This window comes from Alteromonas sp. ABM1_013, assembly GCF_056160505.1.
The window spans coordinates 170,735-193,174 of record NZ_JBSWXH010000002.1 but is presented as its reverse complement, the minus strand read 5'-3'; the positions used below and the strand labels follow the sequence as shown (position 1 = coordinate 193,174).

The window sequence follows — 22,440 nt, the reverse complement described above, 5'->3', positions numbered from 1 at the left end:
TACGTAAACGTTTACTATGCGTTAATAACTTTCAATATTTAACGGATAGGAGGCTTGCCTACGTGATCCCTCTAAAGAAAAATTTTACTTATCTTATTCTCAATGATGAAGGTCAAATTAACAGTAGACATGATGCCGCTATAGCATGTTCAGAGTCTGGTGGATACGTATTAGACACCCGTGTAATAAGCCAGTACGAATGGAATTTTGCAGGATTCGAGTTGTTACACACTAAATACATCGGAAGTAGATGTATAAAACAGTATTTCAGCAAGTTCGAGAAACACAAACAAAGTCTGATGATCGTAAGAACATTATCTGTAAAGGACGGTGGCTTTACAGATGAGTTAGAGTTGATTAACGATGATTTGGAAGACCATACTTTTTTAGCGGAGCTCAAACTAGATAGTGACTTCATCGATATGTTTGAAGTTCGTGGACATGTACCAAGTGAGGGTGTCCGAGACGTATATCATCATCAGTCTAGCAACCGCTATGATGCTCACTATATTGCGCCTGATGATGTAAAGTCCGAAGTTCAATTGGAGCTGGAAGGTTTTAAATTTAACGAGCAAATGGCAATAGCTGCTCGGTCGAAGCGCCTTCTTAAAATAAATGCAAAATTTACTTCAACATATTCAATTGCATCAACTATTCAGGGTATTCCTGAAGACTGGTTAAGTAGTAAATCGATACCAGATCATACGAAAGTTTACAGGCAGGCAGAGAGAGATCTGCATGATCTGTTATTATCAACCGAACACGGCCTAACTATAGCAGCGGGGATACCTTGGTTTGTTACACCCTTCGGTCGCGATTCAATTATTTCTTCGTGGTTTCTCTTGAATACATACCCTGATTTAGCCAGAGGGACGCTTCAGTTTCTTGCAGCAAATCAAGGTACAAAAATTGATGAATATCGTGATGAGCAGCCTGGAAAAATTCTTCATGAGCAGCGGTACGCAGAGTTAAGCCGCTTAGCAAAACTTCCGTTCTTAACGTACTTTGGAACTGCAGATGCCACGCCGCTGTTTATTGTTCTTTTGCACGATTATGTCGAGAAAACAAAAGATTACTCTCTAGTTGATGAGCTTAAGGACAACTGGAAAAGCGCATTACATTGGATGGAAAAGTATCAAGACGAAAGAGGGTTAATCGTTTTTCGCGGCAACACTAAAGGTTTGACGGTACAAAGCTGGAAAGACTCACATGATTCATTGAGTTATAAAAATGGGAAGCTTGGTGAAGGAGCACTAGCAGTAGCCGAAGTACAGGGTTACGCTTACGCCGCGTACTTAGCTGCCGCGAATTTCTATAAACATGAGAACGACACTAAGCAAGCTGCGTATTACAAAGAAAAGGCTGACAAACTTCAACACTCCTTCGATAGCTTATTTTGGATGCCCGAGCACAATAACTTTGCTATAGCTGTGGACGAACATAATTGCCAATTAGATGTAAACAGCTCAGATAGCGGCCATTTGCTTTGGTCAGGTATCGTATTGGACGAAAAAGTCGATGTTCTTGTAAATCGGTTATTCGAAGAAGATATGTGGAGCGGTTGGGGTTTAAGAACTTTGAGCACTCAAGAATTACGCTATAACCCAATTTCATATCACAACGGTTCAATCTGGCCTCATGACACGGCAATTTTTGCTGCTGGACTCAAAAGATATGGGAAAGAGAAAGAGTTTGGTGTTGTAAAGTCAGCTCTAGTGGATGTTGCATCTTCTCAAAAAGATAGACGACTTCCTGAGCTCTTCTCTGGTTACCCTAGAGGATTAACGCCTATTCTGCCTTATGTAGAAGCATGTAGACCACAGGCATGGTCTGCGGCTGCTCTCGTTTACCTTATGAACGACGGAGAGTGAATAAGTGTCGAAGTCTGAAAAGTACCGTCCCTCGCTACACCTAACCTCGAGTATTGGTTGGATTAATGACCCAAACGGGCTCATTAAGTTTAAGGGGAGATATCACCAATTCTATCAGTATCACCCAAACTCTACACTTTGGGGGCCAATGCATTGGGGGCACCAATCCTCATTAAATTTAGTAGATTGGGAGGAGCATGAAGTCGCCCTCTACCCTGACGAAAGTGGTATGTGCTTTTCAGGCTCGGCAGTATTCGATGACACAAACACTTCAGGACTATTTCCCAAAAAAGGAGGGATAGTAGCTCTCTTCACGACTTTCATTGAGAGCGAATACGAATGTATAGACGGTGATATTGACATTAGACCTCAACAACATCAGGCGCTCGCTTTTAGTGAAGACGGATACAAATGGAAGAAGTATAATAATGGACAACCAGTTTTGTATTCTAAGGGTAATCCTGACTTCAGAGATCCTAAAGTGTTCTGGCATGTCGAAACCAATGCATGGGTTATGGTTCTAGCGAGCGGACAATTCATTGAGATTTTTCGGTCACCGGATCTTATTAACTGGGTAAAAGTTAGTGAGTTCGGACACAGATATGGTTTCCATAGTAAAGGTCCTTGGGAGTGCCCTGACCTTTTTCCATTAAAATGTGAAGACTCTGGCGAGTTGTTCTGGGTCTTGATAGTAGGTATTGGAGAGGGTGTTTGGGCTGGCGGTTCGGGCACTCAATACTTTGTCGGAACGTTTGATGGTTTTGATTTTACGTGTGTAGAAAGGCACGACAAAAAGCGGTGGTTAGATTTTGGTCGAGACCATTACGCTACGCAGTCTTTCAGCGGCACAAGCGCTAACGAAAGAGTCATCAGTGCTTGGATGAGTAACCATCAATATGCCAAATCAACTCCAACATCTAGATTCAGAGGGGCTATGATTGTTCCCCGAAAACTCAGCATACGTCGCTCGAGAAAAGGCTCATTTGAGTTACAACAGACTTTTGTTGAAGGATTGTATGACAAGTTCAAATCGTGCGAGGAAGTTGAATTCGTAGTAGATAGCAGTCAACCAATTACAAAGTCACTAAACACCGAAGTAGCATTCTTGGAGTTTAATACTACGTTTAACGATTCAAAAGCAATTATACTTTCTTTATTTGAACAACAAGAACTTCAGTTCGTTGTCTCGCAGCAAGAAAACAAAACGGTCGTCAGATCTATTAGAGCTGTTTCCGAGCACCGAGACCTTATAGAAAGTGGATTCAACCATGATTACTCGGTCGAACTACCTAAGTACGAAAACCTTCATATTCAAGTTTTATTGGATAGAGGGCTGTGTACGCTCATTGTGAACAATACTTTTGCGTTTTCAAATCTCTGTTTTCCGACATCTACAAGAGTAGATTTGGCGGTTGCGCCCCAAAATGGGAAATGCGAATTGACAGCAAAATTTTGGACCATTGATGACGAGCAACAAGATTAACTTCTTAACTTTAATCTGCTTCCCGAAGCCCTGATGTATTCTGTTGGGGTTACTCCACTCCAAGACTTAAATTTTCTAGTAAAAATACTAGGTTCTGCGAATCCAAGCAGTAAAGATAGTTGAGTCATGGATACAACACTTTCATGCATGTAGTGCTGTAAACCTCCCTTAATTAAGTACACCCATAATTAGAGGTTTCGGCCAGCTCATGTTTCGTTAAATATTCCCATGGCGTTAGATTATTCAGCGCATCATGGGGGCGTTCTATGTTGTATTCAGTCACCCATTTATCCGTCAGTTCACGAACTTCGTTGAGTGTTCTGAAGACGTACATATTGAGTATTTCGTCGCGGTAAGTCCGGTTAAAACTCTCTATGAAAGAGTTTTGTGTTGGCTTACCCGGTTTGATAAATTCCAGTGCGATGTTATGTTCTTCCGCCCAACTGGCCAGTGTGATGGAGATGAACTCTGGCCCATTATCCATGCGTAGTTTGGCTGAGTAACCTCGCCAAGCGACGACGCGTTCCAGTACGCGTACAACCCGCTGCGACGGCAGGTTTAAATCAATCTCAATGGCCAACGCTTCACGGTTGAAGTCATCCACCAGGTTAAACGTTCTGAAGCGCCTGTCACACATAAAGTCCATCGACCCGCAATGGTTGGCCTAAGCTGGAGCCGCTAGAGGCTCTGGGTTTCTTGCTGGTAGGCGTCGTTTTCCAAGTCGGCGTTTATTCAGCTTTAGCTCACAGTAAATGCGATAAACACGCTTATGGTTCCAGCCGTGCCCCCAGCGTTTTAGGATCTTAAATAGCTTACTGAATCCGTAGGCGGGGTACCGTTCAACGGCTTCCTTTAGCTTGGCGACGACCTTGTCATCGCGCGCTTTATCCGGCTGATACCGCTAAAGCGAGTCACTGATGCCAACTACGCGACACGCCATCCGTAAACTAGCGCCATGCTGCTCTCGCGCATAATTCACAAGTTCACGTCTGATCGCTGGCTTTACAGCTTTTTTTCAACGATATCTTTCAATATCCGGTGTTCCAGGCTGAGATCGGCAGACATCGATTTCAGGCGCTTGATGTCCGAAGCCTCCATACCACCATATTTGGCTTTCCAGTTGTAGTAGGTGGCGTCTGAAATGCTGTACTCACGGCAGACTTCTTTAACCAGTCGGCCAGCTTCCACTTCTTTCAGGATCTTAACGATCTGTGTTTCTGTGTATCGGGACTTTTTCATCAGGAGTTCTCCTTCTTGGCTCAGTGTACGCCGAAGAGCTCTAAAAAAGTATGCCACTAGTTTAGGGGAGGTTTACACTTGCAGTTTGATATCAAGCTTCAAGGATTGCAAAAGCAAAACTGTGGCCAGAATGATAGCAAAGGCAAATTCCAATAAACCTATTCCCCTCACACTAGTGTGGTACTAAATCCTGAGGGCTTACAAAAAGTGAATTTCTATCAACTTTTCTATTCAGCGCAATTCCGTTGTCTGCAAAAAGGTGGCAGGCAGCGGGAGGAAACCTCACAAACAAAGCATCTTTTTTACTTACATTGAGCGTACCCGGACATCTCACTAAAAATTCATCATTTACCGCTTTTGTACTGGTAAATAAGATTGATTCTGCACCTAGTAATTCCTTGCCTGTCACGTAGACGGGGATGTCGTTTACACCACCTATCTGAATATCTTCTGGCCTGATTCCTAGTTTTAATCGTTGATTTGGTCGTAATTCGCTTCCGTCTACGGCCACTTTTACCAGTTTGCCGCCCATATCAACTACAACTAAATCATCAACAACTTCAACGAATTTAACGTCAACCATATTCATCTTTGGTGAACCAATAAAATTGGCGACAAACTCAGTTTTTGGGAAGTGATAAAGTTCTAAAGGTGAGCCGATCTGTTCAATCGTTCCCTTGTTTAAAACGACTACTTTGTCAGCTAAAGTCATGGCTTCAACTTGGTCATGAGTCACATACACTGTCGTTGATTTGAACTGTCTATGAAAAGCCGCTATCTGGAGCCGCATGCGAACCCTTAATGCAGCATCTAGATTAGAAAGTGGCTCATCCAATAAAAACACCTTTGGCTCTCGAATTAACGCCCTACCAATCGCCACACGCTGCCTTTGGCCTCCAGACAGGCCACTTGGCTTTCTATTGAGTAAACTAGTTAGCTCAAGTGCTTCAGCTATCGATTCAACAGCTTCATCTGTTTGCTTTTTAGACCATCGCTTCGTGTACTTCACTCCGAAGGCGATATTTTCTCTTACAGTCATGTGTGGATACAAAGCATAGGATTGAAATACCATTCCTATGCCACGCTCACTGGGCGACAAGTCATTGACAACTTGGTTGTCTATGACTAGCTCTCCACCTGTTATTTCTTCAAGCCCAGCTATCATCCTTAACATTGTTGACTTACCACAGCCTGACGGACCCACAAATACGACAAACTCTCCCTCTTCAATCGAAAGGTTTGCGTTTTTTACAATATGAGCAGGTGTACCACTGGGATCGTAAACTTTATTTATATTTTTCAAGCGAAGCTTATTCATATATTTATTCACCTTCTATCGGCTAACCCTTGACAGCCGAACTCACGTTGTTTCCTACAAAATATCTTTGAAATGCAATGAAAATAATGAGTATTGGAACGGTTGAGAGAAACGAGCCTGCCAAAATTAAATTCCAGTCACCCGCCACTCCATAGCTGTTGCGCAAACTTAATAATCCTACTGGAAGCGTATAGGTTTCAGGTGGCGTAGTAAGCACAACGAGAGGCCAGAAAAAATCGTTCCATGTGCCTTGAAAACCTAAAATAGCAACTGAAGCAATCGCTGGTTTCGCGAGAGGCATAAATACGTGCAAAAGTATAGATGGAGGGGACGCGCCATCGACTATTGCTGCTTCTTCAAGTTCTTTCGGAAATGATTCAAAAAATTGCTTCATGATGAGCACTTGCGCAGAGGCCACCAACAGCCCAATTACTGCCCACGGAGTGTTTAATAGACCTAGCGTATTGAATACCTCGTAATTTGAGATGAAGCTAACTTGCATGGGGACAGCCATTGATATAACTAAGGCGAAGAATATGAGACGAGATCCTGCGAACTTCATTCTAGCCAAGGCGAAGCCTCCAGCACATGCAATTAATACTGTCAGTACCATTTTTACCAGAGCAATAAAAAAAGAGTTAATGGTCCAGTTCCAAAACAAGCTTTCTCCAGTATCGAGACTTACAGACTCATTCCATACTCTGATGTAGCTCTTGAAAACGTAACCTATCAGTCCGGGTGAAATATTTCCCCAGCTTGCCACTCTGCCACGTCGTTCAAATCGGTTTGGGGGGATCGTAGAGTCAATCAAGACCTGCTCTCTGGGAGTTGTGATATCCAGTGGTAGGTGTTTTATATTTGGACCATATCCATTGTATTGAATGGTGAATTCCCACGTTGCACTATGCCCGCTTCGAGATTCTTTTCTTATCCCCAAAGTCTGGATGTATTCTACATTGTCAGAAGTAGAGATAAGTTTTGGCTGGGAAACAATGGCATAGTCCGCAGCGAAATGTGGGTACGCAATGGATGCCATACCACTTCCCGGCTTTCTTCTAGGAACACTAATGGCGGGTACTAAGAGTTCGTTTTGATTTGTGGTGGCATAAGTAACTTGAAATGTAACTTCAGATTCAGGAACAAAGCCCCCCCATAAGATGCTTTTCCCACCCTGACTTCCCAATGAACCAGCAGCAATCCAGTTAGAAGGCTGTAGCTGAGGAATACTGATCTTACTTGGTTCATTTAAAGCGTCATCTTTGATGCTTGCAACAAACGCTATCAAAAACGTACCTAACGTTACGGTTGCTAATAGCAAAAGAAGTCCATAAACCCACACTATATGGGAGACAAAGCGACGTTGTCTAAACTGAGAGGCGCTTTTGCTGTACAAAATGTTATCCATCGCTTTGCTCCTTAATTCCTAATTTCTTCTGGAGAAATACTAGTACGAGTGTTATCCCTCCAAGAACGAGCGCGGAAGCACTTGCTACTCCTATTTGTGGTGATGTGCCATCGGGAAAAGCGTAGTGATAAACGTAAAATGCCAACGTAATCCTTGACTCAAGTGGAACGCCTCCCCCTAGCAAAGCTACTTGATCAAACATTTGCAATGTCCCAATAATACCCATAGTGATGACAACAAAAGTAACTGGAGCAAGCTGGGGCACAGTAATGTGCCAGAGCTGTTGCCATTTGTTTGCTCCGTCAACCGTCGCAGATTCATAAAGATCATCAGGAATGCCTTGTAACCCTGCAAGGAACAGAAGCATGAGTGTTGGGACAGTGGTAAATATATTTTGTATAACGATGGCCCAAAGAGTCAGTGGCAGAGGCCCCACCATATCTCTGGTGCCAAGCCATGAGACAACAACGGAAGAATCTTGGCTACTTACTAACCCTGTATTCTTAACGAATACACAAATGCTAAATGCAACGAGTAGACTAATAAGCGCATAGAACGGGTCCGTTACTCTAACTCGCTGATTCCTTTTTCTTCCTGAAACTACGAGTGAAGCCTGACAAGCAATAAACCCAACAATAAATGTGAGTATGAATTGTTGGTTGCTAGTAATGTTTTGTAAAAGTTGATTTAAAAAACCGTTCTTCTGATACACCCATACAAAAATGAGCGTTATTGCCGCACTAGACATAATACTCGGAACATAATAAACGGTTCTAAAAAAGCCTTTTGCCTTTATTTCAGCGTTGAGCGCAACGGCGAGAAGCAAGGCAAGTGTCGTTTGAATTAGCGTTACGATGAGTGAAAATGCAAACGTATTTGTCAGCGCTCTAAAAAACAATGGGTCAGAGAACAGATTGACGTAGTTTTTAAAACCAACCCACTCAGGAGAGTTGAAGAGGTCGTAACTTGTAAAGCTATAAGCGATTGTTCTCAGTAATGCATAGAAGAAAAAGAGAACCAGCGATAAAGCAAACGGAGATATAAGTAGCCAACCAAACGCGTTGTGCTTGAAAGATGATGATAATTTCATTTGTTGGCTCCGACTTTTTTGAACATTTCATCATATGCTCTTTGCGCCTCTTCAAGCGCTTCCTCTTCGCTTAACTGACCTAACATGACGGAAGACAGGGCAATCTGTATAGGCTCTAACCATTGATTACCATACTTCCCAAAGCTGAAAGTCATTGTATTGTTGACCTGAGTACCTTCTTGTATAGTTTTTGCTAGCTGATTTTTTGGCTCTTGCGAGTCATAATAAGGATGGTCGTCTAAAAGCGTTGAACTAGGGATCGCTAATCCAGAAGATAATATTGTGGACTGCGCTGCATTGCTGGTTAAAAGTTCAATGACTTCTAGTGTAGCCTCTACGTCTTCAGCATTTTTATTTACAGCCCACCCGGCTGAAAATAGCAGATTTCCTCTTTCACCAGATACGGGATCTTTTGGAAGCAGTGTACTTCCGTAAAGTAAGTTGGGGGATTTGTCTCGTAGGTAGCCAGCAATCCAACTTCCCTCAATGGCTATGGCCGTTCTTTCGATAGCGAACCCCCCCCCCCCCCAATTTTGACCGAGGTCCGAGGGCAATTTTGCTAGACCACTAGCATGTAATGAGAGATAGAACGAAAAAGCTCTCTTAAAATTTTTGTCAAGTATGGTTCGACCTGTTTTGTCAAAGGGCTTCCAGCCAGTAGCAAGTGCAAATGGAGCAAATCGATTGAAATCGGTACTTATACAAAGTCCTGTGACGCCCTCATCACCTAATTCTTCAACTACTTTTTCTAGTTTCGACTTTAAGTCACTCCAATCATCATTGTTATCTGGAGGTGTAACACCTGCATCTGTGAATACATCGTGGTTAAAGACTAATGCGATAGCATTCATGTCTTTAGGTATCGCGAATAGTGAGTTGTTGAAAGTAAAGTTTTCTAAAACTTTTTGAGTAATGTTCGCTCTTGCTGATTTTAGAGACTCTGGAAGAGGCAGCAACTGGTTAGTTTGAATCCAGCTTTGAGCGACATCGGTGTTGACGTAAAATGCATCAGGTGCATTACCTGAAGACAATGCATTTAGAACATATTTAGGATAGTCACTCTCAATCGCGAAATAGGATACATCGATATTTCGCTTATCAAACTCATCCTTAAGTGTCTCTTCTAACAACAGCTTCATGGCGAAGACGTCATTTCCACCATACCCAGCAATAGTGACTTGTTTCTTTGCGTACACACTTTGACTAAAACAAGCGATACATATAAACGAGACGAGAGTTCTAATTATCATTGATGTCCCTGCGAAAGAGTATTGATCAAACTTTAGTAGACTTAGAAATATCAATTGTGAATAGGATAAGGACAGGAACAAAAGCGCCTGTCCTTTGGCTTTATTTAGAATCTATAACCTACGCCGAATACAACGTTTCTACCAAGTAGCGGTCTCCCATAGAACCCATCCGCCGCAACGCTTTGTTCAACAATCGACTGAGGTCCACCAAACACACGTTGAATTGACTCTTCATCTGTCAGATTCTGAACGTTTATTCGAGCGTACCAGTCACCTTCAAGGCTTTCGAAATTAAGGCCTGTGTTAACTTGTGTGTAGGATTCAGTATAGTTTGAGTTGGCATCATCGAGAGGCACCTCATCCACATAGCGAAGCACTACATTGAAGTTCAAATAGCCATAGTCACCCAATGTCCATTCATAGTCTAAGCCCAAATTACCAAGCAGTTCAGGTTGGTTTGCTATCTGGTTACCATCGATAGATGTCAAATCACCTATCGCGGCATCAAGTTGATCTTGTGTAACATCAAAGCCGGGGCGAGGGGTCGCCGAGCCGCCACTAGCAAACTCTGGCTTTTGATAAGTACCACTAATATTCAGGCTCAATGCATCAGTGATATCCCAAACAGCCTCAATTTCAAGGCCGACTGATTCACGGTCTGTTTGGAACTGAGCAATGACTTCTTGTCCATCAATCGTAAGACCTCGTTCCTGAATATCACCATCCTGCGTCAATCTGAAAATGTTGCTGGCAATAGTAAAGTCACCACCATCATACCTAGCTCCAAGCTCTATCACATCCGTGCCTGTAGCACCTCTTGGGTTTGGCAAATGAGCTTCTGTATAGCGACCATAAAGAGCAAAGTTGTCTTGTACTAAGTAGTTCGCACCGAACGTATAACTCCATTCTCTAGTCGTAAAGTCTTGGTCAGTTCTAAATGAACCATCGTATCGCTGAATTGCAGATACAGCCGGGGAAACTGTTGTGCCGGGCTCAGGAAGCGCAACTTGGTTTGGCCCGTCTCCAAAAAAGTTAACTGTGTTTGCTCTTTGAATAATGTTTGAGAACTCATCGTGTCGAGCACCCACATCGAGAGTCAATTGATCAAGTTTGATTTCATAATCAACATAAAAAGCATTAATCTCATCAGTAATTGCTTCTCGATTCAACCAGTGGTTGTGGGTCAAGAATCCATCATCCGTAAGTGTTACTTGATCTCCGTTCGCATTTTGCAGATTTACATCCACTCTGCCTGCCTGAGGTCTTAAGTCAATCAAGAACAATTGCTGACGGTTATCCTGTTCCCTGTCCATCTTCATGTAGTAGTAACCAGCAGAAACGTAATGTTCAGCATTGTCAGTATCGAAACTATAAGCCAACTCTAAATCTTGCTGGAAGCTAATAAATGGATTGTCCTGATCAAATGCGGCAACAGGCATGAATATCCCATTTCCATTTGCAAGCGATGTCGCAGTCGAACTTGCTTCTCCTGCATCAATGATCCCGTTGCCATTTGTATCGGCAATTGTACCGTTATCAAGGACAGCCCCTTGTTGATTTGTGACTGTATATCCGGTTGGCGCAAAGCCTTCTGGCAGCGCATAACTATAGTTAACTAGACCTGCACCCATCGTATTTGTATTTAGCATGTTTGGAACAAGAGATTCTCCTGTTTGAAAATCACCGCCTAACGCAAACCCAGCAGCGTAATAACCTGAAAAGCGAGAACTAACGCTGGTGTACCTATTTCGGCTGGTAAACTCAAGCGCTGAACCGTCTTTTAAGTCCCAGTTCTTTTTCAATTCCGTGCCTAAATAAGTCATGTCGGAGGCATTACCGTCCAACAAATCCAATACACTAGGTTCATTGGGTGCAGAAAAAGTATTTGAAAGGGCGATTTCTCGGCTTAGTAAAGAACCTGTAGTAATGTCTGGACCACCGGGGAACTGCTCAGGATTTGCTGGATCACCGCGCAGTGGAACTGCTAAGTAAACAATATTATTCTCTTCAAAGGTACGTCCAGACATCTTGAAGTGCCCAGATCCATCTTCAAAATGGTATTTAAGACTTCCGTGAAGGTTGTAGCCTTCGTTTGCTGGAAAATCGACTTCTCTTACACCGTCGTCCGTCGTGTAATATCCGGCAAGCGTATATTCGAGTTGTTCGTTAATAGGACCGCCTAACCATAGCTCAGTTCTAAACATTCCGAAGTCAGAAGTTTGAAAAAATACATCGCCCGATTGCTCTTGTGTTGCTTCCTTATGTCGGAAGTTAATAACCGCGCCTACTGCTGCAGTTCTCAGAATAGGTGCATTACCACCACGAATTGTATCAATTCCTCCTGTTGCGTTACTCACCCGATATAGAAAGTCAGGTGCATCCCTCATAATAGGAATTCCATCTTCCTCGAACTCCAAAAATTGAGTACCGCCTGCACCAACCCCACGAAAGCGATACTCATTGTTTGTATTACCTGAAGTATTTTCGACTTGAAGAGAAGGAATATTAGTCAACGCGTCTGAGATGTTTCTCGGTGCCTGACGAGCAATTTGTTCTTCTGTAATTTGGGAGAATGGGACTGAAGCTTCAATCAGTCGTTTTTGCATGTTCCCTATGACAATAATCTGCTCAAACGTTGACTTTTCTGCTTCAGGAGAGTCTACCTGCTGCTCATCTGTCTGAGCGATTACTTGTCCTGCCAATGCAAATGAGACCGCAAGAGCAAGAGGTTTAATTGTTTTTATGTGCATGTTCATTGTGTTACCTCGTGTGTCCTAATTCTACTGTCTGAAAACTAAAATTCGAAGCCAAAAGAGTAATCGTTTACGTAAAGTTAAACCATACAGCAAAAATTGTAAATACCAAGTAAACAAAAAAGTGTACTTTAACATCTATGGTGCCGCCTAACTGCTATATCTCTACATAGAAGAAAAATTAAAAACAACCACACGAGCAAAAAACCAAAAAGTAAACGTTTACTTTAATGACAAAGAATCAATAACTTGACTTCATGATCGTGAAAAGTGCTTCGTTCGAATCGTTGATAAACTTGGGACTGACACTAGAAGCAATAAGGAGTTTAATAATGTTTATTAATTGCTAAGTGAAAAATTTGAGCCGCTTTGGAAACTAAATAGGACTGCATTGTCAGTTGTATGAGAACTTTCCCCATACTCAAAAGGCAGTAAGATCAAAACTTTGCTGTCTTTTTTGTAAGTAGCTACATTTATCACTGCTCCAGCTACCAACATACGGCACAAAAAAACAGTTGAAATTAAAGGTCGTCAATATGTCAAAGTGGATGATTATTCTAGTTATTTGTAGTGCAGCGGCAGTCATAGCAGGCTATCACTACTACAAAACTCAGACCCATTGGGTAACTTCGGATGATTACAAGAGGCCAAGTCAAAATCCGGCAAAAACCTTAGTAGTCAGCTATTCAAGAACAGGGAATACAGAAATCTAACCAGCCCCCTCGCGCGGCGACCAGTCAAAGCCTGCCCGCTGGGAAATCTCATTATATATGCTTCGTCATCTTGGCACTGAATGGCGACATTACCGAGAATACCAGGCACTTTATGGGCAGGCTTTCCCAGATCAAGCATATCCGTTGTCAGAGCTTTCAAAGATAGAATTGCCCTCCCAGTATATTTTTCATTTCTGGTTCGACTTTGCATGGCAAGTCGGACTAATAGAAAAACGTGAAAGCACCGATGAAAATACAAATGGATTTTCCAAAGAAATCATAGCTACGCCTCTGTTTATTGAACTGATTTCTGCGCACATATGAATCCGTTGATAAAAAACGTCATTTACTCTAATCGAATGTGTGCTGCATCAGTAATCATAGCGTCTTCAATAAACATCAATTTATTTGTTATGGCATGGAATTTAAAACCAAAACACGCCGTTTATCTGAGTCTGATAGAAAGGGATTCCACCTAAACCTCATCACCTTTGTTTGGGGCTTCATGGACTGGGGGAGGGAGAATCGGGTAAAGTGGCTATAAGCATTTTCTTTGCGAAAAGCTGTTAGTCATGCAAAGAATTTGCAAAGCGTCATTATTACAATTTAACTTACTGATTTGAAATAATTATTTCAAACACTAACTTTTCAAAATCCGCTGCTAGCGATAGCGTGGCGGTTCAAGTCCGCCCACTGGTACCAAACATTAAACCAACTTTTCAGTCGGTTTTTTTTGTGTCTGAATTTCAGCAAATCGCCACGCAAACGTGTCGGCCGAGTGTCGGTCAAATCAAAGCCCGCCCACTGGTACCATCTTCTTCTTTTAGAAGCAGATACTGAAACCGACTTTTGAGTCGGTTTTTTTGTGTCTGAAGTTCAGCAAATCGCCACGCAAACGTGTCGGCCGAGTATCGGTCTATCCAAGCCCGTTCACCGATGCCATCTTCTTCTTTACAAGCAGATACTGAAACCGCACTTTGAGTCGGCTCTCGCCCATAAATAAAAGGATTAGCATTCATTTTACCCTGTTGATAACACTATCCCGTCTAGTAACCGGCATGGCACAACGACTCATCACTCTTATTCTGCAATCCCCAAGGTCGAAAATATGCAATATACATCATAAGCACCTGTAATTTAGATTAAATGCATAACTCGAACTTATCAGGGGTACAATTCGAAAGCTCAGCTCCCAACCATTGCTGAAACCGCTCCTCTTTTGCTTTCAGGTTTTGTGAATGTCGTATTAGTAAGTAATTATGCCCTGACGGGCAAAAACCAAATGGAGCAATAAGCCTCCCAGCTTTAAGGTCGTCAGCAACTAACGGAAGTGAGCCGATTGCTGCTCCCAGACCATCAACCGCAGCCTGTAGACAGAAGTAAAAGTGATCAAACGATTGGTTAGACTTATTCAGGTGAAGAGCATGATGTGATACCGCGATCCAATCATCCCAAGCATCTGGACGCGTTTTACTATGAAGCAAAGTAATACTCGCATGATTGTTCTGGATCATGTTCCAATACTGAGGAGACATTACCGGGCCAACCCATTCTTCAACCAAATTGTGTTTCGCGTAGTCAGAAGGTATATCAAAGTCATCTCGGCGGATTGCCATTGCCAACCCCGCCTCACTTAAAACAACGGGGCCGCCCGCTGTAGACAGCCGGATATCAATCTCAGAGCTTTGATAGAAATTTGAAAGCCTTGGCATAAGCCAACGCATAGTTAATGTTGGTTCACAGGAAACCTCAAGATAATCATTTGTTGTTTCTTTTAGCTTACTGATGCCAGTATTTAACGCATCAAAAGCTACATTGGTATATCGCTTAAGCAACTCCCCGTCCTGAGTAAGATTCATTCCCCGACCATTTTTATAAAACAATGTCTTAGAAAGATACATTTCTAACAGTTTTATCTGTTTACTTACTGCTCCGTGAGTTATATACAGCTTATCTGCCGCTTCACTATAACTGGTAGATTCTGCTGCAATATGAAAAACATGAAAGGCTTTAAGGTGTCTCATCTGTGATTTTTTCTCACACTAACTAAGCGTTTATTTCGATTATAACTCGCTCTTTAGTCATTACAATGACGGTAAGCTAGAGGAGTAAAGAGAGTAGAAATGGAAATAATCAGCTATGCAGCTTTAGGCCTATTAATCGTTGTAAGCCCAGGGCCAGACTTCATATTAGTATTAAAAAATAGCCTATGTAGTGGAAGGAAGGCAGGATTAATGACTGGAATAGGCATTGGCCTTGGCATTTGTATTCACGTTAGCTACTCAACATTCGGAATTAGTCACTTTTTATCACATAACGAGGCTATTTTTGGTTTAGTTAAATACGCAGGCTCAGCGTATCTGATCTATCTTGGTCTCTCAGGATTGTTTAACTCGAAACTTACCATTGACATTAAGAATAAAAAGACGGTTGATAGCAGTGCTAAGAAATGTTTTGCACAAGGCTTTTTGTGTAACGCATTAAACCCTAAAACAATGTTATTTTTTCTCAGTGTGTTTAGTCAACTGGTGTCACCGGAAAGTGAGAACAACTTTATGTTTGTATTGATATATGGTCTGTACATCACGTTACTACACATTATTTGGTTTTGCTTTTTGGCATTTCTTGTTACATCCACCAAGGCTCTCGGTACCTTTCAGCAATTTAGTCGCATTATAAATCAAGCTTGCGGAATGGGACTTGTGATCTTTGGTGTGATGTTATTTACCAGCAATTAATCGGACATCGAACGTAACTTTTTTATTTAATAGAAACAATCAACGTAAATATCGGAAAAATAATGGCTAACGCAATAAATTTAAAAGATAAATTTGGAAAATTTAATGATTTTTGGTCTCCTCGGGTTATTTCGGAGTTGAACGACTATCAAATAAAACTAGCAAAATTTGAGGGAGAGTTTACTTGGCATGACCACAAAGATACCGATGAGCTATTTTTTGTTATCTCCGGCTCTATGCGCATTGAGCTTCGAGGAAGCTGTGTCGAATTAAATGAAGGGGAAATGTACATAGTTTCTAAAGGAGTCGAGCATAAGCCTGTAGCAGAAAAAGAGTGTCACGTAATGCTCATTGAGCCCAAAGGCGTGGTTAATACTGGTGATACAGATAGTGGTCTTAGAGCTGAAAACGACGTTTGGATTTGACGGCCACTACCACTTGTATATTTTGGGGATAAGCGAGACTTATTCTCAATAGCTTTGCAAAGCTATTTATAAGAGAATTAAGGCACTGATTTATAAGAACAAAGTACACGATAACCTTTCAAAATCCGTTGCTAGCGATAGCGTGGCGGCCGAGTGTCGGTCCAATCAAAGCCCGCCCACTGGTACCATCTTCTTCTTTTAGAAGTAGATACTGAAACCGACCTTTGAGTCGGTTTTTTTGTGCCTGAATTTCAGCAAATCGCCACGCAAGGGGGGTCGCCCGAGCTTCGCTTCATCGCATGGGGACCAATCAAGCTCGGACTCAGGTGCCATATCTTCTATGCCACTGCATCCCAATATGCGTCTAGCAACCTCTGGGTTAATAGGGCCAAGTGTTGCGCTTTTGCATTTTCGGTCGATTCCACATCCGATGTTAGCGCCGCAAAATTTCTCATCATAAAGACTGACTGCGCTTCTGAGGAATCTGCTTCAATATATTGATGCTCGCTGGGTTGCTGCATTTCTTTGCGCTTAGTAAAACCGACAACATGGTCTTGGTTATCAAATGCAAAACCATTCTTCCAATCAAGTACATAGTCAGACATGCTAAATACTCCCTCATGACCCAGAATATCTAAATCCATCAGGCACGTTCCAACGTTGTAGCCAAAGTCAAAGGTAGACGATTTGCCATCTTCAAACACTGCAACGCCCGAACCTCGGATGACAGCATTGGTTTCCTCGTCCCTAACAATTGCGCCAGAAATTTGTTTTAGCGGTGCCGTAGGCTTCAAATACTCGGCAATGGCCCGCATTGAATACCAAGTCATGTCACCCACTGCGCCTGTCGGCTCTTTTGAGGTATCGAAACGGATGTTAGTTTTATCCATGAATGGGAAGAAAAAAGACGTTCTAACCGCTTGTGGTGCACCTATTTCCTTCTCCATTATGTCATTAACGACTTTAGTCCGCGGATTATGGGTGAAATGCGTAGCGTCCATAAAGCTAACACCATTCACATTTGCTGCATTTATCATGTTTTCTAGTGACTTTGCGCTTGAGTAAGGCTTTTCCACCAGCAAATGCTTTTTGTTTTGTGCGCCATAAATCGCAATTTCTTCTTTGCTTGCCGTTGGTGTTGCTACATAAATTGCATCAATCGAGTCTGACGCTAACATCTCTTGCCATGTATCAAACACGAGGTTAATGCCATGCTCATCAGCAAATGCTTTAGCTGAAACCGGGCGGCGACTTGCCACGGCTGCTAATTCAATACTTTCTACCTGCTTTACTGCATTTGCGATAATACCCGCTATCATGCCTGAACCAACAATACCTAAACGTAACTTATTCATACTTACCTCCAGTGATTAATTGACGGGAAGTTTAAGTACAAACTAGAATCACAAGAAATGAATAGGTTAAATAACACCAATCCAATTTATGAATATCTCAACCAAAGACGTAAACTTACTTTATGTATTTAAGGTTTTATTTGAAGAGAGGAACTTATCCAATGCAGCTAAACGCATGGCTCTTAGCCAGCCTGCACTTAGCCATAAGCTAAATAAGTTAAGGAATGAATTCGATGACGCGCTTTTCGTAAGGGCAGCTAGAGGCTTAACCATAACCCCATTAGCTGAACAAATTGCGCCGCTCGTATTGCAAGCCGTTCAATCTATCGAAGGCTTATATCATCAACTCGAATCTCAAAACTTTTTACTTAATGAAGATATTGTTCACATATATACGACAGACTTTATTGAGCAACTGTTATTGCCTGATCTGCTAACGCGAATAGAAACGAAGGCACCAAACCTTAAAATAGTCTGCCACAATACCTTGGGCAAAGTGCCCAAAAAAGAGTTGGAAACAGGCGAATGTGATTTAGCTATTGCAGGCTTTTACAATGAGTTACCTGATACCTTTTATCAGCAAAAACTAAGAGACGAGTCTTTCGTTGTTTTAAGTAGCAGCGAAAAGCTTGCCCCAACAGCGCAACTAGACCTAAACACTTTTTTAGACGCTAGGCATATCGTCACTACACTAACCGGAGATCTTGACGGAATAGTAGATAAAGCACTACGTAATCTAAACTTAACCAGAAATGTTGTTGCTGGCGTTTCAAGTTTTTTAACGCCCCCGCTTATTGCAAAAGATACAAACTGCATTTTAGTGTGCTTGGAGTCTATCGCTAAAATGTATGCTTTCACTTTCGACAGATTAACCATACATAAGTGTCCAATTGACTTACCAAAGGTAAACATTAGCCAAATATGGCACGGACGCACGCATCAGGATCCAATGAGAAGGTGGCTAAGAAATGAAATACACCAAGTCTTGTCTAATTGAATAGAGTGAAAATTTACTGTTTGCCTAGAAGCAATAAAAATAAGCTTCGTTGCAGTAAGCGCTTGAAGGCTGCAATAAACTTCGCTCGACAACCCACATTCTTTAATCACTTAACCAATTGATTCAAAGTCAATTTATACAATATCCCATTAATCCCCAACATAGTTACTAAAACACTACTAGTTGTTTAAAGTTAAAAGGTCACTAAAATAAACTACCTATAAGCAATAATCTTTATTCAATTTTTTTTGGGAGTTTTGAGATGACCACCACAAAAGCAGGCAATGTACTAATTATTAATGCACACCAGTATTACCCTTTCTCGGAAGGCAAGCTAAACGCATCTTTCGTCGATAAAGCAGTAACGCTTCTTGAAGCTAAAGGCTATAACACTCGTGTAGTGACAATGGCCGAAGAGCACAACGTTGAAGAACAGTTGGCCCATCATCAGTGGGCTGACATTGTCCTTCTACAGGCACCAATTAACTGGATGGGTGTGCCATGGTCTTTCAAGAAGTATATGGATGAAATCTACACTGCAGGTATGGGTGGAGCCCTATGTGCCGGCGATGGTCGCGTTGAAGAAGCGCCGAAGAAAAACTACGGCACAGGCGGTACCCTTACCGACGTTAAATATATGATGTCTTTAACCTTCAATGCTCCAGAAGAGTCATTTAACGACAGCGAAGAGTTTTTCGAAGGTAAATCTGTAGACGATTTACTATTTCCAATGCATATGAACTTTAAGTTCTTTGGCATGAAGCCAATGGAAACTTTCGCTAGCTTTGACGTAATGAAAAACGCCGATGTAGAAAACGATTTCAAACGTTTTGAAGCCCACATCAACAAGCATTTTTAAGGATTTATCATGAGTACTGAATACACCAATAAGTTACATGCAGGTTCTGCCTTTCCAGATATTTCAGCAAAGCTGTTAAATGGCGACACTAAAAAGTTAGCGACACCTGAGAACGGTCTTGATTGGAAAATGATAGTGGTTTACCGAGGGCAACATTGCCCACTGTGCACTCGATACCTCAATCAACTTGAGAGTGTTAGAGGTTATCTTGCCGAAACTGGCGTAGACCTTATTGCGGTGTCTGGCGACGGTAAAGCGCAGCTTGAAAGTCACCTGCCTAGGTTGGACATTAACTTTCCAATTGCGTACGGCTTAACGGTGGAGCAAATGGAAGAATTAGGCGTATATATCTCTGATCCAAGATCTCCTCAAGAAACTGATCACCCGTTTTCTGAGCCCGCGCTGTTTGTTGTGAACAATGAAGGTAATGTGCACGTCGCTGATATTTCTAACAACCCATTTGTTAGACCTGAGTTAGAGACATTAGTAAGTGGTTTGGGCTGGATTCGTAACCCTGATAACAACTACCCTATTCGCGGTATGCACAAATAAGCGCACTGATGAAGTTAGTGTCAGGGTTACTTGGCACTAACTGCATTATCTTGGCGCATACGCTTACTTATATTTGCCCTCTCCCACCAGCAGACCAATTTAGAAACAATCTTTATTTGATTTTTATAGCGCAAACATTATATTAACGCTCGTCGAAAATTCGACATTCAAAATCAGAAAGGGAAATATAATGAAAAAAATAATTGGACTAGCTGCTGCAAGCCTTATTCTTACCTCAGGTTGTGCCACAATTCTTACCGAAGAAACACACAAAATAAACGTTACAACAACTAGCGGTGAAACGACTACAGTTACTGTTGATGGCATGTCTCAAACAGTTCCTGGTGTAGTTACTGTTAAGAAAGAGAACAAAGATAAAGTGCTAGTTGCTGACGATGCAAAATGTACCGACGTTAACTTGAACAAAGAAGTCGAATCTGCGTTTTTCATCAACATTATTAGTGGCGGTGTATTCGGTTCGTCTACCGATTACGGCTCAGACAAAATGTGGAAATACCAAGATTCAGTAAGCGTACCTTGTAAATAAGATATGTTTACTCGAATTCTAAAAGGAAGCATTCTTGCTTCCTTTTTTTTGATTTTTTCAGCTAATTCCACGGCCAGTGACGTTACTCAAACTAGCTACTCGAAAGTTGATAGCGCAACGTTACAGCAAATAGCTAACGACCCGTTGTGGCACCTATTGTTACAACTAAAAAATGGGAAGCCAATTACTAACGACACCTCTATCTATATATCAAAGTCGTTCGTCAGCCCGTTGGCCGAAGCGCAAGCTACCATAGACCTTTTTCAGCGTAATACCCAAAACATTTGCAACTACCCTGCTCGTTTACGGCTGCTCAAGCGTTACATACCAGAATTCGAATCTATTACCCCTGCCGAGCACTGCGCAGAATATCGCAAATTTGTTGAAAGTGTTCCGGCCGATAGTATCAAACTAATTTATGCCTCAGAAAATGTTACATCTGCGAGCTCTATGATGGGGCATATTATGCTTCGACTAGATGGAACTAACTATAAAGGCATTCCCGTTAAGCACGGTATTACGTTTTTTACAGAATTAGACTCTTTAAACGTCCCTCACATCATGTACGAAACATTGATGACAGGAAAAGAAGGCGTATTTAAGGTTGCTCCTTACCAAGAATTTGAGCAGTTTTACCTCTATGAAGAGCAAAGAAATATTTGGCGATACACGCTAGATTTCAGTGAGCAGCAGCGCCACTTTGTACAAGACTACATATGGGAATTGGGACAGCAGAGCCCCGCTTATTTTTTTCATATATTCAACTGTGCCACCGTTACTCAGTTGTTGGTAAATATTGCTCGTCCTGCTCATCTAAATCAGGTTGCAAGCTGGCTGACCCCTCTTGATGTTGTTAAATTTGCACAAGCAAACTCTCTCGTTGCATCAACCCAATTTGTTCCTTCTAACAAATGGGAAATAACGACGTTAGAAGAAAGTATCGGGAGTAAACGCGCGTCTGCCATATCTTCGCATTTAGCTCGCGCTCAGCTAGATTCATTATCACTTTCGTTTGTTGAAACCAAATACGCACTGGCGCTTAATCAATACTTTAGGTCAGCTCAAACAATTTCAGAACAGAAATATCAAAAGAACTCCGCTGAAATTGCAGCGTTTGATGCTAAATATCAACACCTTTCTTTAGACGTGTCTGAGTTTCCTGTTCCTTCCACTCGCCAGCAAGAAGGATATGTTGCTGCCGGCTTCACTCATCAAGACAGCCGTTCGTTTATGTCAATTCGAGCCTTTCCTGTTGCAAGAAGGCTAGCCGACGACAACAGAAGCATGATTGGTGAAACCGAGCTTATCTTGGCCGACGTTGAGTTCAGAGTTGGTTTAGAACAAAGCAACTTAGGTGATATCTATATGGACAAGGCCATGCTTTACCAAATGGTGTCGCGGGTACCTGTTACACAAAATATAAGCAACTGGTCATCATCATTTAACATAGGGCTAAACCGCGTGCTAACTGACGAGCGAAAACGCAAACTCATTGTGCAATCGGAGTTTGGGTTAGGCTTAACACGTGAAGTAATGCAAGGTTTAGGGGGGTATAGCGACATCATAGTAGGTGCAGGCGCTAACAAGCACGAAGCATTTGTGTACGCCAAACCCGTTATTGGGCTATATGCATATACAAAACTGAATAGTAAGTTGGCGATTAGCTTAAGTAGGACCTTCAACCAATATGGAAGTGATGAGCCAATCGATGCAGCATCACTTAGCTTGCACCAATATGGTTTCGAAAACATCGCGTTAGATTTTGAAGTGAATATACAGAAAGTTGCCGATGAATATGAATCTAGCGCAGCTTTTATGTTGGGTTATCGTTTTTAATTTACTCAT

Annotated in this window: 19 protein-coding genes and 1 pseudogene; 10 read left to right on the top strand and 10 right to left on the bottom strand. The window is 42.0% G+C overall.

Translation table 11 applies throughout. The features are described from left to right. Positions 1 to 62 precede the first annotated feature (62 nt). Entirely contained in the window at positions 63 to 1,871 is a 1,809-nt protein-coding gene (locus ACXAGK_RS05520) for an amylo-alpha-1,6-glucosidase (protein WP_474854719.1), read from the top strand. A 4-nt stretch (positions 1,872 to 1,875) separates the two neighbouring features. Next, the gene (locus ACXAGK_RS05515) at positions 1,876 to 3,354 is read left to right on the top strand and encodes a glycoside hydrolase family 32 protein (RefSeq protein WP_474854717.1); all 1,479 of its coding nucleotides are present in this window, start codon (positions 1,876 to 1,878) and stop codon (positions 3,352 to 3,354) included. Here ACXAGK_RS05515 and ACXAGK_RS05510 read toward each other — a convergent pair. The 7 genes and pseudogenes from ACXAGK_RS05510 to ACXAGK_RS05480 all read right to left on the bottom strand — a co-directional run bounded on the left by ACXAGK_RS05510 (position 3,351) and on the right by ACXAGK_RS05480 (position 12,262). Beyond that, on the bottom strand, positions 3,351 to 3,503 hold the full coding sequence (locus tag ACXAGK_RS05510; RefSeq protein ID WP_474854715.1) for an AraC family transcriptional regulator: 153 nt from the start codon (positions 3,501 to 3,503) through the stop codon (positions 3,351 to 3,353). The genes ACXAGK_RS05515 and ACXAGK_RS05510 overlap by 4 nt on opposite strands. A 23-nt stretch (positions 3,504 to 3,526) precedes the next feature. Beyond that, positions 3,527 to 4,593, bottom strand: a pseudogene (locus ACXAGK_RS05505) (IS3 family transposase). A 172-nt stretch (positions 4,594 to 4,765) separates the two neighbouring features. Further along, positions 4,766 to 5,911 carry an ABC transporter ATP-binding protein gene (locus tag ACXAGK_RS05500; protein ID WP_474854713.1) on the bottom strand — a complete coding sequence of 382 codons (1,146 nt, stop codon included), beginning with the start codon at positions 5,909 to 5,911 and terminating at the stop codon, positions 4,766 to 4,768. A gap of 22 nt (positions 5,912 to 5,933) precedes the next feature. Next, entirely contained in the window at positions 5,934 to 7,316 is a 1,383-nt protein-coding gene (locus ACXAGK_RS05495) for a carbohydrate ABC transporter permease (RefSeq protein WP_474854711.1), read from the bottom strand. Beyond that, positions 7,309 to 8,406: a carbohydrate ABC transporter permease gene (locus ACXAGK_RS05490; RefSeq protein WP_474810461.1), complete on the bottom strand. Its 1,098-nt coding sequence runs from the start codon at positions 8,404 to 8,406 to the stop codon at positions 7,309 to 7,311. Before ACXAGK_RS05490 ends, ACXAGK_RS05495 begins: the two co-directional genes overlap by 8 nt. Then, positions 8,403 to 9,656 (bottom strand): ABC transporter substrate-binding protein, encoded by a 1,254-nt coding sequence (locus ACXAGK_RS05485; protein ID WP_474854709.1) that lies wholly within the window; start codon positions 9,654 to 9,656, stop codon positions 8,403 to 8,405. Before ACXAGK_RS05485 ends, ACXAGK_RS05490 begins: the two co-directional genes overlap by 4 nt. A gap of 104 nt (positions 9,657 to 9,760) precedes the next feature. After that, positions 9,761 to 12,262, bottom strand: coding sequence for a TonB-dependent receptor domain-containing protein (locus ACXAGK_RS05480; RefSeq protein ID WP_474855583.1), 2,502 nt, complete (start codon positions 12,260 to 12,262; stop codon positions 9,761 to 9,763). 917 nt (positions 12,263 to 13,179) lie between these two features. Between ACXAGK_RS05480 and ACXAGK_RS05475 the strand changes: the two genes are divergently transcribed. Next, positions 13,180 to 13,446, top strand: coding sequence for a hypothetical protein (locus tag ACXAGK_RS05475; protein WP_474854707.1), 267 nt, complete (start codon positions 13,180 to 13,182; stop codon positions 13,444 to 13,446). Between the two features lie 461 nt (positions 13,447 to 13,907). Here ACXAGK_RS05475 and ACXAGK_RS05470 read toward each other — a convergent pair whose 3' ends face one another. Both ACXAGK_RS05470 and ACXAGK_RS05465 read right to left on the bottom strand, forming a co-directional pair. Further along, positions 13,908 to 14,141, bottom strand: a complete 234-nt coding sequence (locus ACXAGK_RS05470; RefSeq protein ID WP_474854705.1) for a hypothetical protein — start codon at positions 14,139 to 14,141, stop codon at positions 13,908 to 13,910. 123 nt (positions 14,142 to 14,264) lie between these two features. Next, positions 14,265 to 15,146, bottom strand: coding sequence for a LysR family transcriptional regulator (locus ACXAGK_RS05465; RefSeq protein WP_474854703.1), 882 nt, complete (start codon positions 15,144 to 15,146; stop codon positions 14,265 to 14,267). A gap of 99 nt (positions 15,147 to 15,245) precedes the next feature. On the opposite strand from ACXAGK_RS05465, the gene ACXAGK_RS05460 reads away from it, so the two are divergent. Together ACXAGK_RS05460 and ACXAGK_RS05455 are read left to right on the top strand one after the other, a co-directional pair. Further along, positions 15,246 to 15,860 (top strand): LysE family translocator, encoded by a 615-nt coding sequence (locus ACXAGK_RS05460; RefSeq protein ID WP_474854701.1) that lies wholly within the window; start codon positions 15,246 to 15,248, stop codon positions 15,858 to 15,860. A 62-nt stretch (positions 15,861 to 15,922) separates the two neighbouring features. Beyond that, on the top strand, positions 15,923 to 16,285 hold the full coding sequence (locus ACXAGK_RS05455) for a cupin domain-containing protein (protein ID WP_438823648.1): 363 nt from the start codon (positions 15,923 to 15,925) through the stop codon (positions 16,283 to 16,285). A gap of 338 nt (positions 16,286 to 16,623) precedes the next feature. Here the strand turns inward: ACXAGK_RS05455 and ACXAGK_RS05450 are convergent, their stop codons facing one another. Beyond that, positions 16,624 to 17,640, bottom strand: coding sequence for a Gfo/Idh/MocA family protein (locus ACXAGK_RS05450; protein WP_474854699.1), 1,017 nt, complete (start codon positions 17,638 to 17,640; stop codon positions 16,624 to 16,626). A gap of 88 nt (positions 17,641 to 17,728) precedes the next feature. Between ACXAGK_RS05450 and ACXAGK_RS05445 the strand changes: the two genes are divergently transcribed. The 5 genes from ACXAGK_RS05445 to ACXAGK_RS05425 all read left to right on the top strand — a co-directional run bounded on the left by ACXAGK_RS05445 (position 17,729) and on the right by ACXAGK_RS05425 (position 22,431). Further along, on the top strand, positions 17,729 to 18,637 hold the full coding sequence (locus ACXAGK_RS05445) for a LysR family transcriptional regulator (RefSeq protein ID WP_474854698.1): 909 nt from the start codon (positions 17,729 to 17,731) through the stop codon (positions 18,635 to 18,637). A gap of 262 nt (positions 18,638 to 18,899) precedes the next feature. After that, entirely contained in the window at positions 18,900 to 19,496 is a 597-nt protein-coding gene (locus ACXAGK_RS05440) for an NAD(P)H-dependent oxidoreductase (protein WP_474854696.1), read from the top strand. Between the two features lie 9 nt (positions 19,497 to 19,505). Continuing rightward, entirely contained in the window at positions 19,506 to 20,048 is a 543-nt protein-coding gene (locus ACXAGK_RS05435; protein ID WP_474854693.1) for a redoxin domain-containing protein, read from the top strand. A 190-nt stretch (positions 20,049 to 20,238) separates the two neighbouring features. Beyond that, positions 20,239 to 20,595 carry a hypothetical protein gene (locus tag ACXAGK_RS05430; protein ID WP_039223413.1) on the top strand — a complete coding sequence of 119 codons (357 nt, stop codon included), beginning with the start codon at positions 20,239 to 20,241 and terminating at the stop codon, positions 20,593 to 20,595. 3 nt (positions 20,596 to 20,598) lie between these two features. Beyond that, positions 20,599 to 22,431 carry a lipoprotein N-acyltransferase Lnb domain-containing protein gene (locus ACXAGK_RS05425; protein ID WP_474854691.1) on the top strand — a complete coding sequence of 611 codons (1,833 nt, stop codon included), beginning with the start codon at positions 20,599 to 20,601 and terminating at the stop codon, positions 22,429 to 22,431. Positions 22,432 to 22,440: the final 9 nt, after the last annotated feature.

Excerpts from the sequence above, each read along its gene's own strand:
- ACXAGK_RS05510 (WP_474854715.1), bottom strand. The coding sequence starts at position 3,503 with ATGCATGAAAGTGTTGTATCCATGACTCAACTATCTTTACTGCTTGGA.
- ACXAGK_RS05500 (WP_474854713.1), bottom strand. The coding sequence starts at position 5,911 with ATGAATAAGCTTCGCTTGAAAAATATAAATAAAGTTTACGATCCCAGT.
- ACXAGK_RS05495 (WP_474854711.1), bottom strand. The coding sequence starts at position 7,316 with ATGGATAACATTTTGTACAGCAAAAGCGCCTCTCAGTTTAGACAACGT.
- ACXAGK_RS05490 (WP_474810461.1), bottom strand. The coding sequence starts at position 8,406 with ATGAAATTATCATCATCTTTCAAGCACAACGCGTTTGGTTGGCTACTT.
- ACXAGK_RS05485 (WP_474854709.1), bottom strand. The coding sequence starts at position 9,656 with ATGATAATTAGAACTCTCGTCTCGTTTATATGTATCGCTTGTTTTAGT.
- ACXAGK_RS05480 (WP_474855583.1), bottom strand. The coding sequence starts at position 12,262 with ATGCAAAAACGACTGATTGAAGCTTCAGTCCCATTCTCCCAAATTACA.
- ACXAGK_RS05475 (WP_474854707.1), top strand. The coding sequence starts at position 13,180 with ATGCTTCGTCATCTTGGCACTGAATGGCGACATTACCGAGAATACCAG.
- ACXAGK_RS05470 (WP_474854705.1), bottom strand. The coding sequence starts at position 14,141 with ATGAATGCTAATCCTTTTATTTATGGGCGAGAGCCGACTCAAAGTGCG.
- ACXAGK_RS05465 (WP_474854703.1), bottom strand. The coding sequence starts at position 15,146 with ATGAGACACCTTAAAGCCTTTCATGTTTTTCATATTGCAGCAGAATCT.
- ACXAGK_RS05460 (WP_474854701.1), top strand. The coding sequence starts at position 15,246 with ATGGAAATAATCAGCTATGCAGCTTTAGGCCTATTAATCGTTGTAAGC.
- ACXAGK_RS05455 (WP_438823648.1), top strand. The coding sequence starts at position 15,923 with ATGGCTAACGCAATAAATTTAAAAGATAAATTTGGAAAATTTAATGAT.
- ACXAGK_RS05450 (WP_474854699.1), bottom strand. The coding sequence starts at position 17,640 with ATGAATAAGTTACGTTTAGGTATTGTTGGTTCAGGCATGATAGCGGGT.
- ACXAGK_RS05445 (WP_474854698.1), top strand. The coding sequence starts at position 17,729 with ATGAATATCTCAACCAAAGACGTAAACTTACTTTATGTATTTAAGGTT.
- ACXAGK_RS05440 (WP_474854696.1), top strand. The coding sequence starts at position 18,900 with ATGACCACCACAAAAGCAGGCAATGTACTAATTATTAATGCACACCAG.
- ACXAGK_RS05435 (WP_474854693.1), top strand. The coding sequence starts at position 19,506 with ATGAGTACTGAATACACCAATAAGTTACATGCAGGTTCTGCCTTTCCA.
- ACXAGK_RS05430 (WP_039223413.1), top strand. The coding sequence starts at position 20,239 with ATGAAAAAAATAATTGGACTAGCTGCTGCAAGCCTTATTCTTACCTCA.
- ACXAGK_RS05425 (WP_474854691.1), top strand. The coding sequence starts at position 20,599 with ATGTTTACTCGAATTCTAAAAGGAAGCATTCTTGCTTCCTTTTTTTTG.